The sequence below is a fragment of the Paenalicyclobacillus macrosporangiidus genome, from assembly GCF_900116805.1.
Classification (GTDB): Bacteria; Bacillota; Bacilli; order Alicyclobacillales; family Alicyclobacillaceae; genus Alicyclobacillus_H; species Alicyclobacillus_H macrosporangiidus.
Genome location: NZ_FPBV01000011.1, coordinates 106,213 through 120,816, shown reverse-complemented (window position 1 = coordinate 120,816; position 14,604 = coordinate 106,213). Strand labels below are relative to the sequence as shown.

The window sequence follows — 14,604 nt, the reverse complement described above, 5'->3', positions numbered from 1 at the left end:
ATGGCGTTCTTCCGCTACGGCCTGGAGGATTTCCTTGAGCCGTTCATCCACACCGCCCACCAGAACCTTTCGACGATACTTTGGGCACCAGACAATGTGGTATTTGCATGAATACACAACGTTTCGATTGGATTTGTACTCCATGAGAGTATTATACAACATGAAGGTATCTAATTAAGAACAAAAGCTTTGGCCGCCTTATCCCCAGAGCTGAACCCCGGGGCTTGCGGCGGCCGAGTTTTAGTCATTTGATGACTGAGGGATAGTCCCCGAACAGACAGAATTGGATGTGCGGGTCATTGTCCGCGGTCTCGCGCGCTTCTCCTCCCCAGGGATCTCGGAAGTTCCCCTTTCCGACTGCTTCTGATGTATAAAATTCGTGTTACAGTTCTGCTAACACGCCTTCGAGCTGCTTAGCCATTGCCTGCCAACCGTATTTCGCTCCATTGACTGCTTGCTCCGAACTGATACCGGTTTGGTCGAGATGCACATGAGTCGTTCCATCCTCATGCTGTTTCAACGTCCAAGTCACCGTATTGCGTTCCCCAAGGCTTACCCATGTGTACGATAACCGATGAGGCTCGTCCACTTCGAGGACTTCACCCTCTACAACGCCGTTCCACCCTCCTGTCGGCTCCATCCGAAGCTGAAATTTATGTCCAACGACCGGCTTGAAGTTATTCTCCTTAAACATCATCCATTTCGAAAGCGTATCCGAATCCGTTAAAGCGAACCACACCTTCTCGATTGGACTCTTAAAGTGAAAATCCAGTGAAATGGATTTCATTTTTTGTTCCTCCTGTAATAAATGACTTAGAACGTCCATTCTTTCCTTCCAGAATTTCTCGTAATAAGATACCCAATCTTGAATTTGCCTTAACGGATCAGCATTCAATCGATACAGCGTTTCCCTGCCGACTCTTCGCTCGGTTACGAGACCGGCATCTTTGAGGACTGCCAAATGCTTGGAAACCGCTGTACGCCCCATTTGAAAGTGAACCGTTAACGCATGGAGAGGCAATTCTTCTGCATCTGCCAAGAGGCGAAGCAGTTTGCGCCGAGTTGGATCGGCAATGGCGTGATAAACATCCCGCATTTGACTTTTGTCTGTCAACATCACCCTCTCCAACGCCACAATTCCCAAAACGACACCCATCAGTGTCCTATTTTAGGACACCGACAGGTGTCTCGTCAATCGTTCAGTCTTTGTGAATATCCCCCTGTATGACCACTTTCATGCGGAGGCGCTGGGCCGCGAAATGAGTGTCGGGCACGAACAATGCAAAAGGCGAAGCACAGATTTTTGTGCTTCGCCCGGATTTCGGATGGTGGAGGCGACGGGAGTCGAACCCGCGTCCGAAGATCTCGCCACATGAACTTCTACGGGTGTAGTACATCTACTGGGTGTCCCTGCGGCCCGCGGATGCACACGCTGGCCAGCAGGTCAGCTCACGAAGGTCTCGACCGCCGCCCGTGAGCGAGGCGGCCGTCCAGCCCGCTGAGGTGACGTCACCAAGCGCACACGGGCGATGCGCTAGGCGACGGCCTGGGTGCGATTAGGCAGCCAGGGCGAGGTTGTTGGTGGAAAAGCGTTTCGCTTTGCCAGTTAATTTAGGTCCGCGTTTTTTACGTGGCCCCGCGGCCCCACGACCCGCCGTTCATGCTCGAACAATCCCCGTCGAATCCAAAACGCCCCCATGTTGGAAGGCAAAGCGCAACGAGGTGCCCGGTCATGCCGGTCTTGTTTTGGGGTGAATCAGCCTTCACACGTCCCCACCTCGGCATCCCAACCGAGATGACACCGGAAAGACGCAGGCTTTCCGGCACCCTTCATCATACTACGCCCGTCCGCGCCTTGACAACGGCGATCCGCTGGCACTCCTGCCAACAGAAACGCGAATGCATTGCCCACGGTGGCGGCCGCAGTTGTCCACACCCCCCGGGTAATGTGCCCCGCAGACACCCCGATCCAACAGCCGCCGCGCCCAACGCGTCCCGCATCCCGGGCCACACGGGCTGCTCAGCGGTTGCGCTCGCGCAGCGCCCGCTGGATCTCGCGGTTGGCGTCGCGCTGCTTCATCGCCTCGCGCTTGTCGTGCAGCTTCTTGCCCTTCGCCAGGCCAATCTCGACCTTGCAGAAGCCGTTTTTCAGGTACAGCCGCGTCGGTACCAGGGTATAGCCCTTCTCCTTGACCGCGCCGATGAGCTTCCGGATCTCCGCCCGATGTAGGAGGAGTTTGCGGGATCGCAGCGGTTCATGATTGAACCGGTTCCCCTGTTCGTACGGGCTGACGTGCATGTTGTGCAGCCAGACCTCGCCATCCTCGACGCGCGCATACGCATCGCGGAGGTTGACGGAACCCCGCCGGATGGACTTGATCTCGGTGCCCTTGAGCACAATCCCGGCTTCGTAGGTCTCCTCGATGAAGTAATCGTGGTACGCCTTCCGGTTCTGCGCCAGGGTCTGCCCGTCGTTCGCCTTGGCCACCGCACATCACCCGCCTCTTTCGCCCATTTGGCGCACCCCTTATCGTATCACGGAGACGAAGAGACGGCAACGACCGTTTTGACATCCCGCCTTGCGATCCACCGGCGGTCAATGCGGCGGGTCCGACCACTGCACCCGGTCCGGGTCCGAAGCGGGAGCCAGCTCCATCCCTCGCACCTTGCGCCCGCGCTTCGAGCCGCCCGTGCCGGCGCCTTTGGATGCCCCGACCCCTTTGGCACCCTTGCCACCCTTGGCCCCCCGGACACCCTTCGCGGCCTTGGCAGCCTTCGCTGCTTTCGCATTCCGGCGGCTTCCGGTGCCGCCATTGCGGCCTCGCCCGTGCGGTGCGATTGCGCCGGCAAAGTCCACCTCGGCGCGCGCCCTGCGCCGGCCGCGCTGTTTGCGCGAGCCACCCGCACCCGATTCCGTCCATGCCTCCGCGGCTGATCCGTCTGATCCCGTCGATCCCGCCGACCCGTCCGATCCCGCTGCCCGCCGCCTTCGCCCGTCGAACGCGTCATCGGCGTCGGATTCGCTTGTCCAAGCCCCTCGCGTTCCCCAAGCGCCCCGCATGTCCCGCGCCCCCCGGGCTCCCCGAGGCCGCCGCGCCTTCGCCGCGCGCTCGGCCACGGCGCGCCGGCGCTCCCGCGGCGGCAGGTCCTCGTCGTAGACCACCGACTCGACGCCGTCGTCTATCACCAGGGTGCCCTCCCGGTGATGAACCACCAGCTCGAAGTCGACGGTCAACTCCTCCTTATTGGCGCCTGTGACCCGGACCCGGACCGGATCGCCCAGTCGGAAGACGCGCCGTGCGCGTTCGCCGACCAGGGCCATCTGTTTCTCGTTCAGGACGTAATAGTCGTCCGTCAGGTAGCTGATGTGAATCAGCCCTTCCACTCCGTTCGTCAGTTGGACGAACAGGCCGAACTGGGTGACGCCCGAGATGAGGCCGTCGAATTCTTCGCCGACGTGATCGAGCATGTACTCGACCATCTTCAGTTGGTCCGTCTCCCGCTCCGCGTCCTGGGCGACGCGCTCCCGGATGCTCGAGTGGGCCGCCGCGTCCGCCACGAACTCCCGCATGCGCTCCTCGCGCGCCCCGTGCATCCGCCCCACCAGGACGTCGCGGATGACGCGGTGCACCATCAGGTCCGGATAACGGCGAATGGGCGAAGTGAAATGCGTGTAGTACTGCGCCGCCAGGCCGAAGTGGCCAACGGGCTCCGGGGAATAGCGCGCCTGGCGCATGGACCGCAGCATCAGGGTCGCAATCACCCGCTCCTCCCGGGTGCCCCGGCACTTCTCCAGCACCTCCTGCAGGGCGCGCGGATGAATGCGGCTGCCCAGGCCCTTCACGTGGTAGCCGAAGTTATGGATGAACTCGTTGAACTCGAGCATCTTCTCCAACTCCGGCTCCTCGTGAATGCGGAACACGAACGGCACCCCAAGCCAGTGAAAGTGCTCGGCCACCGTCTCGTTGGCGGCCAGCATGAACTCCTCGATGATCCGCTCGGCGATGCCCCGCTCGCGCGGCACGATGTCGGTGGGATGGCCGAGGTCGTCCACCACCACCTTGACCTCTTCGAAATCGAAGTCAATCGCCCCCCGGTCCATCCGGCGCCGGCGCAGGATCAGCGCCAGCTCCTCCATCTGCCGGAAATTGGGCACGAGCGCCTCGTAGCGGGCCATCATCTCCGGATCGTGATGCACCAAAATCCGGTTGACCGCCGTGTAGGTCATGCGCTCGGTGGTGCGGATGACGCTCGGGAAGATGTCGTGGCGGACGATCTCGCCAGCCGGCGTGATCTCCATCACGCACGACAGCGTCAGGCGATCCACCTTCGGATTCAGCGAACACACGTTGTTGGAAAGGCGCGGCGGCAGCATCGGGATGACGCGATCCACCAAGTACACGCTCGTGCCGCGGCGGTACGCCTCCTGGTCGAGCCGGGTGCCCTCGCGGACGTAGTAGCTCACGTCGGCGATGTGCACCCCGAGGAGGTAGTTGCCGTTGTCCAACCGCTTGACCTGCACCGCGTCATCCAGGTCCTTCGCGTCTTCGCCGTCGATGGTTACAATTACCTCAGAGCGCAGATCGCGCCGGCCCGCGTAGTCCTCTTCACTCAACTCCAGCGGGATGCGCTCCGCCTCCGCCAGCACCTCCTCCGGAAACGCCTCCGGCAGGTTGTACTTGCGGATGACCGCCAGGATGTCGATCCCGGGGGCATCCGGTTGCCCCAGCACCTCGACCACCTGGCCCACCGGCCCGCGCGTGGCCGTCGGGAACTCGGTGATCTCCACGACCACCACGTCGCCGTCATGGGCGCCGAGCACCCGGTCCCCGGGGATGAAGATGTCCTGCCCCATCCGTTTGTCCAACGGTGTGACGAACGCGTGATTGCGATACTTGGTCACTTTGCCGACCACCCGATGGTTGGCCCGTTCCAGCACGCGAATGATCTTGCCCTCCCGCCGGGCCCCGGCCGAGACCTTCTCCACCCGGGCCATCACCCGGTCGCCGCTCATCGCCCCGCCCAGCTCGTCGGCCGGGATGTACACGTCCGGCTCTCCCGCCGCGTCCGGGATGAGGAATCCGTAGCCACGCGCTTTCATCTGCAGCCGGCCGACCACCAGGTTCATGCGCTCCGGAACGCCATACCGGTTGGTGCGCGTACGCACCACCTCGCCCTTGGCCTCCATTTCGTTCAACAGGCGCACGAACGCCTTGAAGGATTCGGCGTCCTCGATGCCGAACGCCTCCGTCAGTTCCTCCACCGTCATCGGACGGTACGCGTCCAACTGCATGTATTCGATGACCTGTCCGCGGCTGACCATCTCCTCACCTCCGCCCGCTTGCCTGTCCATTTCACACCGCTCCCGTTTTCACGTCCTTCTCATAGTATGAGACAAGCAGAGCGAGTGCAATCCGTGGCGCCTAAGGCATTTCACAATCGGGCGGCCGTTTGGAAGATGGATCAATTCGTTCCAAAAAATTCAGGACGATGTCGGCGACCTGGTTCGCCTGCGCGCTGTAACACAACATGTGTCCCGCGTTCGGGATCAAGTGCAGTTCCTTGACCGGGCTTTGTACCGCGCCGTGAACATACAGCGCGGATCGCGGCTCCACCACTTCGTCCTTTTCCCCATGCACCACGCACACCGGCAGCGTGAGATACGGCAGCGCGGACTTGCCCAACTGCACCGCGCGCCGGAATTGCATCAAGCTCTGCAGCGGCGTGTTCGCCACCTTGTCGATCCGCTGGCGCAACTGGCCCGGCGTCGCCCTCGTCGCCCAGGTGTCCTTGATCACCCCGGCGATCTGCCGGAACATCTGCGTCGGCCCCGCATAATACACGGCCGGCGCCAGCATGGTCAGCGAAGCCACCGTCTGCCGGCGGGCCACGGTGGCGCAGATCATCGCGCCCATGGAGAACCCCACCAGATGCACCGGCTTGGTTCCGGCGGCCGCGCGCACGTGAGAGACCACACTCTGGATCCACGCGCTGGCCGTCGCCCGCCTCAGATCATCCTTTGCCTGGCCGTGGCCGGCCAACAACGGCAGGGCCACCTCATAATGGGCTTCGCGCAGCCTGTCCGCAAGCGGAGTCAGTTCTTCCGGGGAACCCGTGAACCCGTGCACCAATACACACAACCCGGCCGTCATCGCGTGACCTCCTCCTGCATGGGCGTATCCCTTCGTTCATGCTGCGCGCCGCGGCTTGCGCAGCAGAAGCGAAACGGCCCGCCCGGCCCGCGCAAACAGAAAAGTGCCGTCCCGCGACGGCACTCACCGAAGTCCTTCAGGATTGATGCACAAAGAGGTAGGCGATGGTGAACGTGGTGATGAAGAACAGCACCGCGAGAACCACGGTCACCTTGGCCAAGAACGAATCCATGCCGCGCGCACGGCGGCCCACCATCTGGTCGGGCCCTCCCGTGATGACACCCGACAGGCCCGCGCTGCGCCCCGATTGCAGCAGAATCACCGCAATGAGGATCACCGACAGGACGGCCAACACCACTTTTGCGGCCGCAAGCATCCTATCACCCCCTGCCTTCCACCCTCTCCGAACACCCGCCCGGACGGGCAGGCTTGGGCGGAGACACGCCGGTATCCACAGATGCCTTCAGTCTATCACGGAACCCGGCAGGCTGACAATGGACAGCCCTCGACCGGAATGGCCGTGTAAAACCCGCCTGGAACGGAAACCCTGTGGAAACGAGCGCCATCCGGTGCGCACAACGAGGGAGGGTTTTGGCGTGCTGCAGAAGACCATGTTTGAACTCATGGGCGGAGAGGCCAAGCTGGACGGGCTGTTGGACGAGTTCTTCCGCCGTGTCCAAGCGGATCCCGACCTGGGACCGTTGTATCCCGACGACATTTCGCCCATCAAAGCGGCCTACAAGGATTTCGCCATGGAGATGCTCGGCGGACCCAAACGATGGACCCAAAGGCACAGCGACTTTCGCATGCACGAGGCGCATCGGCACATCCCCATCACCGAAGACCGAGCGAACGCGATGATCCGCTGTGCGAAAGACGCGATGAACCAGTTCCGGATCCCGAAGTTCGTCCAGGAGGCAGCCCGGCAACGGTTGGAGAGCGTGATCTACGACCTGGTCAACACGCCCGCCGCGACGTTCGCGGATCCCCCGGCGGAGAAAGGGGACCCGCCGCAGCCTTGGGCGTGACGGCGTGACAAAGGGGGGCGTTTTACGCCCCCCTCTTCGTGCACCACGCGCTTGTGAAGCTCCTCCAGCCGCCGGTTCACCCGGTCACTGCGGCAACTTCGCGAATGCGACCGCCCCCGCGTACACCGCGGCAGACCCCAACTGCTCCTCGATGCGCAGAAGCTGATTGTACTTGGCGACCCGGTCGGTGCGGCTCGGCGCCCCCGTCTTAATCTGCCCGGCATTCGTCGCCACGGCGATGTCGGCGATGGTCGTATCCTCCGTCTCCCCCGAGCGGTGGGAAATGATGGCGGTGTACCCGGCCGTCTTCGCCATCTCGACGCAGGCGAACGTCTCGGTCAGGGTGCCGATCTGGTTGACCTTCACCAGGATGGAGTTGCCGACCCCCCGGGCGATGCCCTGGCTGAGGCGCTCCGTGTTGGTGACGAAGAGGTCATCCCCCACCAGCTGGACGCGGCCGCCGAGAGCCCGGGTGAGGTTCTCCCACCCCTCCCAGTCGTCCTCCGCCAGTCCGTCCTCAATGGAGAGGATGGGATAGCGGGAGATGAGCTCCTCCAGATAGCGGATCATCTCGTCGGAGGTGCGCGTCACGCCTTCGCCCGCGAACACGTAGCGGCCGTCCTGGTACAGCTCCGAGGAGGCGACGTCCAGCGCGATGGACACCTGATCCCCCGGTGTGTAACCCGCCTTCTCGATGGCCCGAACAATCAGGGCGATGGCGTCCTCGTTGGTCTTCACGTTCGGCGCGAAGCCGCCCTCGTCGCCGACGGTGGTGGCGAGGCCCTGGTCCTTCAGGACGGCCTTCAGGTGGTGGAACACCTCGGTGCCCATGCGCAGCGCCTCACGGAACGTCTTGGCCCCGTGCGGCACCACCATGAACTCCTGGATATCCACCGTGTTGTCCGCGTGCTTGCCGCCGTTGAGGATGTTCATCATCGGCACCGGCAACAGGCGCGCGTTGAAGCCGCCCAGATAGCGGTACAGCGGCATGTCCGCATCCGCCGCGGCCGCTTTGGCCACCGCCATGGAGACGCCGAGGATGGCGTTGGCGCCCAACTTGCCCTTGTTCGGCGTGCCGTCGAGGGCAATGAGGGTCTGGTCGATGGCGACGAGATCGTTCGCGTCTTCGCCAATCAATTCCGGTCCGATGATTTCGATCACGTTCTTGACCGCCTGCCGCACACCCTTGCCGAGGTAGCGCTGCTTGTCGTTGTCGCGCAACTCCACGGCCTCATGGGTGCCGGTGGACGCGCCGGACGGCACAATCGCCCGCCCGATGGCCCCGGTCTCCAGTTGCACCTCCACCTCGACGGTGGGATTGCCGCGCGAGTCGAGCACCTCGCGGGCGTGGATGTCAAAGATCTCGGACATGGGATCCCCCTCTTTTTTCGGTGGACCGGCCGCCGCGGCCGGCGCCACACGGTGTCATCCTCAGGATTTCACAATCAGCGAATGGCCGGTCATCTCTTTGGGCTGGGCCACGCCGAGCAGATCGAGCATGGTCGGCGCCAGGTCGGCCAGGATGCCCTCCTGGAGCGCGATGCCCGGTTTCGTGACGATGAGCGGCACCCGGCTCAGGGTGTGCGTGGTGCACGGCCCGCCGTCCGGGTTAATCATGATGTCGGCGTTGCCGTGATCGGCCGTCACCAGAGCGATGCCTCCCTGGGCGAGCACGGCGTCCACCACCTTGCCGAGGCACTCGTCCACGGCCTCGACGGCTTTGACCGCCGCCTCCATGACGCCGGTGTGCCCGACCATGTCCGGGTTGGCAAAGTTGAGGATCATCACGTCAATCTCCCCGGACCGAATCCGTTCCACCGCCACGTCGGCCACCTCGTACGCGCTCATCTCCGGCTTGAGGTCGTAGGTCGCCACCTTCGGCGACGGGATGAGCACCCGCTCCTCCCCCGGGAACGGGTCCTCGCGCCCGCCCGAGAAGAAGAACGTCACGTGCGGGTACTTCTCCGTCTCGGCGATGCGCAGCTGCCGCAGGCCGTTTTGCGCAAACACCTCGCCCGCGGTGTTATCCAAATTCACGGGCTGGTAGGCGACCGTCCCGCCGACCAGCTCACTGAACTTCGTCATGCACACGTAGTGCACGTGCGGGAATTTGGGTCCGCGATCGAACTCGCGGAAATCTTCATTAGTGAACACCCTGGAGATCTGGATGGCCCGGTCAGGCCGGAAATTGAACATGATGACCGCGTCGCCGTCCTGAATCAGCCCCACCGGCTTGCCGTCCTCGCCGACGATGACGGTCGGGAGGATGAACTCGTCCGTGATGCTCCTGCGGTAGCTGTCCTCCAGGGCCTGCAGGGGATCGGTCGCCCGCTCGCCCTCCCCGTACACCATCGCCCGGTAGGCCTTCTCCGTGCGCTCCCAACGGTTGTCCCGATCCATGGCATAGTAACGCCCTTGGATGGTCGCGATGCGCCCGGTGCCCAGGTTCTCCATCTCGGCCATCAGGCGCTCGATGTCCTGCCGCCCCGAATGCGGGTCTACGTCACGTCCGTCGAGAAATGCGTGCACGAACACCTTCGGCACGCGCATCCGGTGCGCCATCTGCAGCAGCGCCACCAGGTGCCGGACGTGGCTGTGCACGCCCCCGTCCGACACCAGCCCGTACAGGTGCAACGCCGTCCCGTGGCGCAGCACGTGCTCCATCGCCCCGCGCAAGGCCGGGTTCTCGAAAAACGCGCCCGTCTCGATGTCCTTGTTGATGCGCGTCAGGTCCTGGTAGAGGATGCGCCCGGCGCCGATGTTGGAGTGGCCGACCTCGGAGTTGCCGAACTGCCCTTCCGGAAGCCCCACCGCCTCTTCGCTCGCCTTGAGTGTCGTGTGCGGGTACTTCGCCCACAGGGCGTCGAACACCGGCTTTCGCGCCTGCGCCACCGCGTTGCCGTACGTCTCCTCGCGCAGGCCGAAGCCGTCCAGGATGATGAGCGCGACCATCCCGACGCCCGAGGGCGGCCGCCGCCGCTCAAACGGATCGCTCGACCAGGTGTGCTGCCCGACCGTCATGCGCTCGCCCCTTTCGTGATGGCTTTGGCCATGCGGACGAACCCGTCCGGTTGGAGGCTCGCCCCGCCGACCAGCGCCCCGTCGATGTCCGGCTGCGCGGTGAATCCAGCGATGTTGTCGGCCGTGACGCTGCCCCCGTACAGGATCCGCACGCGCCCGGCCGCCTCCTTGCCCTTCTCCTGTTCCACCACGCGGCGAATGTGCGCGACCACCCGCTGCGCGTCCTCCGGCGCCGGAGTCTGGCCGCTGCCGATGGCCCACACCGGCTCGTACGCGATCACCACTTCACCGGCCCGGCCCGCATCGACCCCGGCCAGCGCGGCCTTCGTCTGCCGTTCGACCACGCGCTCGGTGTGGCCCAACTGCCGCTCGCGCAGGTCCTCACCGACGCACAGGATGGGCGTCATCCCCGCGCCCAGCACCGCTTCCACTTTCTTGCCGACCAAGGCGTCCGTCTCCCCGAACAGGTGACGCCGCTCGGAGTGCCCGACAATCACGTACCGGACCCCGGCTTCCGCCAGCATCTCGGCCGACACCTCGCCCGTGAACGCGCCCTTCGGCTCGAAGTACACATTCTGCGCCCCGAGCGCGACGCGCGCCGGCAGCGTGACGCGCAGGACGTGCAGCGCGGTGAAAGGCGGACACACCGCGAAATCCGCCTCGCCCGCAAACGCGTCCGCCTGTCGCCCGATAGCCTCCGCGAACGCCCGCGCCTCGGCCACCGTCTTGTTCATCTTCCAGTTGCCCGCCAACAATTGCCGCCGCGTCATCAGGATTCCCCCTTATCGCGCAACGCGGCGACCCCGGGCAAGGTCTTGCCCTCGAGGAACTCGAGCGACGCCCCGCCGCCGGTCGACACGTGCGTCATCCGATCCGCGAGTCCGGCCTGCTCCACCGCCGCGACGGAGTCTCCCCCGCCGACGATGGTCACGCCCTGCGCCTGTGCCATCGCCTCCGCGATGGCCAACGTCCCGCCGGCGAACGCGGGCATCTCGAACACGCCCATGGGGCCGTTCCAGATCACCGTCCTGGCCTGCCGGATGACCGCCTGATACTTCGCCGCCGTCTCCGGGCCGATGTCGAGGGCCATCCCGTCCGGCGGAACCTCACCCGCAGCGCACACGCGGCGCTCCGCGTCCGCGGCGAACCGGTCCGCCACCACCAGGTCGACCGGCAACCACAACTGCGCCCCGCTGTCCGCCGCCGCCTGCAACAACCGGCGCGCCGTGTCCAGGGCCTCCGTCTCCACCAGCGACTTGCCCATGTCGTGTCCCTGGACCGCGAGGAACGTGTTCGCCATCCCGCCGCCGATGAGCAGGTGGTCGACTTTCGGCAACAGGTTCTCAATCACGCCGATCTTGTCGGACACCTTCGCCCCGCCGATGATGGCCGCGAACGGCCGCTCGGGCTGCTCCAGCGCCCGCCCCATCACGTCAATCTCCCGCTCCATCAACAACCCGGCCACCGCGGGGAGGTAACGGGCCACCCCTTCCGTCGAGGCGTGGGCTCGGTGGGCGGCGCCGAAGGCGTCGTTCACGTACACATCCCCGAGGCGGGCCAGTGCCTGCGCGAAAGCGGGATCGTTTTTCTCCTCCTCCGGGTGAAAGCGCAGGTTCTCCAGCACGAGCACCTGCCCAGGCGCGAGGCCGCGGGCGGCCTGCTCCGCCTCGTCTCCGACGCAGTCCGTCGCGAAGCGGACCTCGACGCCCGGCAAGAGCGCCCGCAGGTGCTCCGCGACGGGCTCAAGCGAGTATTTCTCCACCCGCTGCCCCTTGGGGCGGCCGAGATGGCTCATCAGGATCACGGCGGCGCCGCGTTCGAGCAGGTAGCGCAGCGTCGGCAGCGCGGCCCGCATGCGCGTGTCGTCGGTGATGCGCCGGTCCTGCATCGGCACGTTGAAATCCACCCGCACCAGGGCTCGTCTGCCCTTCCAGTCGACATCGCGCACCGTCTGTTTGTTCATACGGTTCACCTCTAAAATGGTGTGGGGCGCGGCGCTTCGCTTCTGCTGCGCAAGCCGCTGCGCGCCGCGCCCCACCCCCTCCTCCAGCAACTAAACGAGCGGCCCCCGCCGCACCGGGAGCCGCCCATGCCACCCTGCGGCGAGCTGCGTGAGCAGTCGTCCCGCGCCCGTTCGGCCGCCGTGTATCGTCAGCCAAATCGTAACACACACAGGGATGATTTTCATCTCGTCTGCTGCATGGGCGTTTCGCGAAGTGACTTGCGCAGCCACACACGGAGCGAAACGCCCGTGAAACCTTGGCGGACTCAGCGGACGGCCGCCGGCAGCTTGCTCGCGATGTAGGCCGCGAGATCGACCACGCGGTTGGAGTAACCCCACTCGTTGTCGTACCAGGCGACGACCTTCACCAGGTTGCCTTCCATCACCATGGTGGACAGGCCGTCCACGATGGCCGAGTGCGGGTCGCCGTTGAAGTCCCGCGACACCAGCGGCTGGTCGGTGAAGGCAAGGATGCCCTTGAGCCCGTCCGCGGCCGCCGCCTGCAGCGCACCGTTGATCTCCTCCACGGTGGCCGGGCGCTTCAACTCCGCCGTCAGGTCGACCACCGACACGTTCGGCGTCGGTACGCGCATCGCCATGCCGTTCAGCTTGCCTTTGAGGTGCGGCAGCACCAGGCCGACCGCCTTCGCGGCGCCCGTCGTCGTCGGGATGATGGACAGCGCGGCGGCGCGGGCCCGGCGCAGGTCTTTGTGCGGCAGATCGAGGATCTGCTGATCATTCGTGTACGAGTGCACGGTGGTCATCAGGCCGCGGACGATCCCGAAGGTGTCGTCGAGGACCTTGGCCACCGGCGCCAGGCAGTTGGTCGTGCAGGACGCGTTCGAGATCACGTGATGGCGTTCCGGATCGTACGCCTGCTCGTTGACCCCCATGACGATGGTGATGTCCTCGTTTTTCGCCGGGGCGGAGATGATGACCTTCTTCGCGCCGCCGTGGGTGATATGCACCTGGGCCTTCTCCTTGTCGGTGAAGCGCCCGGTCGACTCAATCACCAATTCAACTCCCAGCTCGGCCCAGGGCAGATTGGCCGGGTCGCGCTCGGCCAGCACCCGGACGCGGCGCCCGTCGACGATGAGCGCCCCCTCCTCGGCCCGGACCTCGGTGCCGAGGCGGCCGTGCACCGAGTCGTACTCCAGCAGCATCGCCAGGGTCTTCGCGTCCGTCAGGTCGTTGACCGCCACAATCTCGACCTCTGGACGCTTGAGCGCCGCCCGGAAGACGTTGCGGCCAATGCGCCCGAAACCGTTGATCCCCACGCGGATTGTCATGATTCGTCCCCTCCTGTACGATGTTGCACACCATCCGCCAGGATGGTGGTTGCAGCGCCTTCATCTGTCACCAACACGTCCATCCGGTACGCTTTGGCGGCAGCGGCGATGGCCTTGGCCTTCGAGGCACCGCCCGCCACCGCGATGACGAGGCGGAGCTGGGCCAAATCCTCAAGCCGCAGCCCGACGGTCGTCATGGCGTGGACCGCTTCGCCTTGGGCGTCGAAAAAGTACCCGAAAGCCTCGGCGACCGCCCCCCGCGCGCGCAGGACAGCCAGTTCTTCGGCCGCCAACTGCCGCCGGCGGGCCATCGTCAGGGCGTCCCCAATACCGTGGACGACGACGGTGGCCTCGCGAACCTCCTGCAGCCGCTCCTGCACCAGCGGTTCACTGGTCAAGTGCTCCAACGTCTCCGGGCTCAACTGATCCGGGACGTGCAGCATGATGGAGGTGCCGCCCAGGCGCTCCGCCAGGCGCGCCGCGATGGTGTTCGCCTGGATGTCGACGTTCTCCCCGAGTCCGCCGCGGGCGGGGACGACCCGGATCCGCAGCCGCGGGCCCTTGGCCGGCATCATCTCGGCGACCGCCGACATCGTCGTGCCACCGGTCACCGCCAGGACGTCTCCCTCCGTCAGGGTCTCGCGCAGGTACAGTGCGGTCTGCAGGCCGAGGGTGTCCTTCACCCAGGCCTCCTCGTCGGAGTCGCCCTGCACCACCGTCACATGCGGGATGCCGAGCGCGCGCGACAGGCGTTGGGCGAGTTCTCCTCTGCCCTCGACGGCCGCCAGCACCCCTTCCAATTGTTCAAGAAGAGCGTACCCCTGTTCGGAGAGCGACATGCCCGCCGGGTTGAACACCAGCAGCCCCTGCCGGCGCAGGAATTCGACCTCCGCACGCAGCACCCGTTCCGTGATTCCCATCGCCGCGGCCAACGCCCGCCGGCCCACCGGCTGCAGCAGGCGAATGCGGTGCAGGATCTGGACCCGGGCCTGCAGCGTCTCCATCAATTCCGGCACGATCCGCCGAACGGCGGACAGCTCCAACACATCCACGCCTGTCGACCTCCGGGACCTTTTTGGTCCCTGTGTACTAAAAAATGTCCCACATGGAGG

General features: G+C 64.9%; 13 protein-coding genes, 1 other RNA gene and 1 pseudogene. 1 reads left to right on the top strand and 14 read right to left on the bottom strand.

Going from position 1 to position 14,604, the window contains the following annotated elements:
• The 8 genes and pseudogenes from tnpA to secG all read right to left on the bottom strand — a co-directional run.
• Positions 1–144 (bottom strand): IS200/IS605 family transposase (gene tnpA, locus BM357_RS10850; protein ID WP_139234668.1); only part of this gene is annotated, 144 nt, incomplete at its 3' end.
• Between the two features lie 238 nt (positions 145–382).
• Positions 383–787, bottom strand: coding sequence for an SRPBCC family protein (locus BM357_RS20285; RefSeq protein WP_245783952.1), 405 nt, complete (start codon positions 785–787; stop codon positions 383–385).
• Between the two features lie 93 nt (positions 788–880).
• Positions 881–1,096 (bottom strand): annotated as a pseudogene (locus BM357_RS20280) (ArsR/SmtB family transcription factor); the annotation flags it as partial.
• 230 nt (positions 1,097–1,326) lie between these two features.
• Positions 1,327–1,697, bottom strand: a transfer-messenger RNA (tmRNA) gene (gene ssrA, locus BM357_RS10840).
• 323 nt (positions 1,698–2,020) lie between these two features.
• Entirely contained in the window at positions 2,021–2,488 is a 468-nt protein-coding gene (gene smpB, locus BM357_RS10835; RefSeq protein WP_029422841.1) for an SsrA-binding protein SmpB, read from the bottom strand.
• A 108-nt stretch (positions 2,489–2,596) separates the two neighbouring features.
• Complete coding sequence (gene rnr, locus BM357_RS10830; protein WP_245783947.1) at positions 2,597–5,353, bottom strand: ribonuclease R; 2,757 nt, start codon at positions 5,351–5,353, stop codon at positions 2,597–2,599.
• 70 nt (positions 5,354–5,423) lie between these two features.
• Positions 5,424–6,152 carry an alpha/beta hydrolase gene (locus BM357_RS10825; RefSeq protein WP_074952877.1) on the bottom strand — a complete coding sequence of 243 codons (729 nt, stop codon included), beginning with the start codon at positions 6,150–6,152 and terminating at the stop codon, positions 5,424–5,426.
• Positions 6,153–6,288: 136 nt separating this feature from the next.
• Positions 6,289–6,528, bottom strand: a complete 240-nt coding sequence (secG, locus tag BM357_RS19340; RefSeq protein WP_074952875.1) for a preprotein translocase subunit SecG — start codon at positions 6,526–6,528, stop codon at positions 6,289–6,291.
• 220 nt (positions 6,529–6,748) lie between these two features.
• On the opposite strand from secG, the gene BM357_RS19870 reads away from it, so the two are divergent.
• Positions 6,749–7,180: a globin domain-containing protein gene (locus BM357_RS19870; protein ID WP_074952872.1), complete on the top strand. Its 432-nt coding sequence runs from the start codon at positions 6,749–6,751 to the stop codon at positions 7,178–7,180.
• 84 nt (positions 7,181–7,264) lie between these two features.
• Here BM357_RS19870 and eno read toward each other — a convergent pair whose 3' ends face one another.
• From eno to BM357_RS10785, 6 genes are all read right to left on the bottom strand, one after another.
• On the bottom strand, positions 7,265–8,551 hold the full coding sequence (eno, locus tag BM357_RS10810) for a phosphopyruvate hydratase (protein ID WP_074952943.1): 1,287 nt from the start codon (positions 8,549–8,551) through the stop codon (positions 7,265–7,267).
• A gap of 60 nt (positions 8,552–8,611) precedes the next feature.
• Entirely contained in the window at positions 8,612–10,132 is a 1,521-nt protein-coding gene (gpmI, locus tag BM357_RS10805) for a 2,3-bisphosphoglycerate-independent phosphoglycerate mutase (protein WP_074952941.1), read from the bottom strand.
• Positions 10,133–10,197: 65 nt separating this feature from the next.
• Positions 10,198–10,971, bottom strand: a complete 774-nt coding sequence (tpiA, locus tag BM357_RS10800; RefSeq protein WP_074952869.1) for a triose-phosphate isomerase — start codon at positions 10,969–10,971, stop codon at positions 10,198–10,200.
• Complete coding sequence (locus BM357_RS10795) at positions 10,971–12,164, bottom strand: phosphoglycerate kinase (protein ID WP_074952938.1); 1,194 nt, start codon at positions 12,162–12,164, stop codon at positions 10,971–10,973. Before BM357_RS10795 ends, tpiA begins: the two co-directional genes overlap by 1 nt.
• Before the next feature lie 305 nt (positions 12,165–12,469).
• The gene (gene gap, locus BM357_RS10790) at positions 12,470–13,492 is read right to left on the bottom strand and encodes a type I glyceraldehyde-3-phosphate dehydrogenase (RefSeq protein ID WP_074952866.1); all 1,023 of its coding nucleotides are present in this window, start codon (positions 13,490–13,492) and stop codon (positions 12,470–12,472) included.
• A complete protein-coding gene (locus BM357_RS10785) occupies positions 13,489–14,544 on the bottom strand; it encodes a sugar-binding transcriptional regulator (RefSeq protein WP_342741617.1) in 1,056 nt (351 codons plus the stop codon). Before BM357_RS10785 ends, gap begins: the two co-directional genes overlap by 4 nt.
• Positions 14,545–14,604 lie beyond the last annotated feature (60 nt).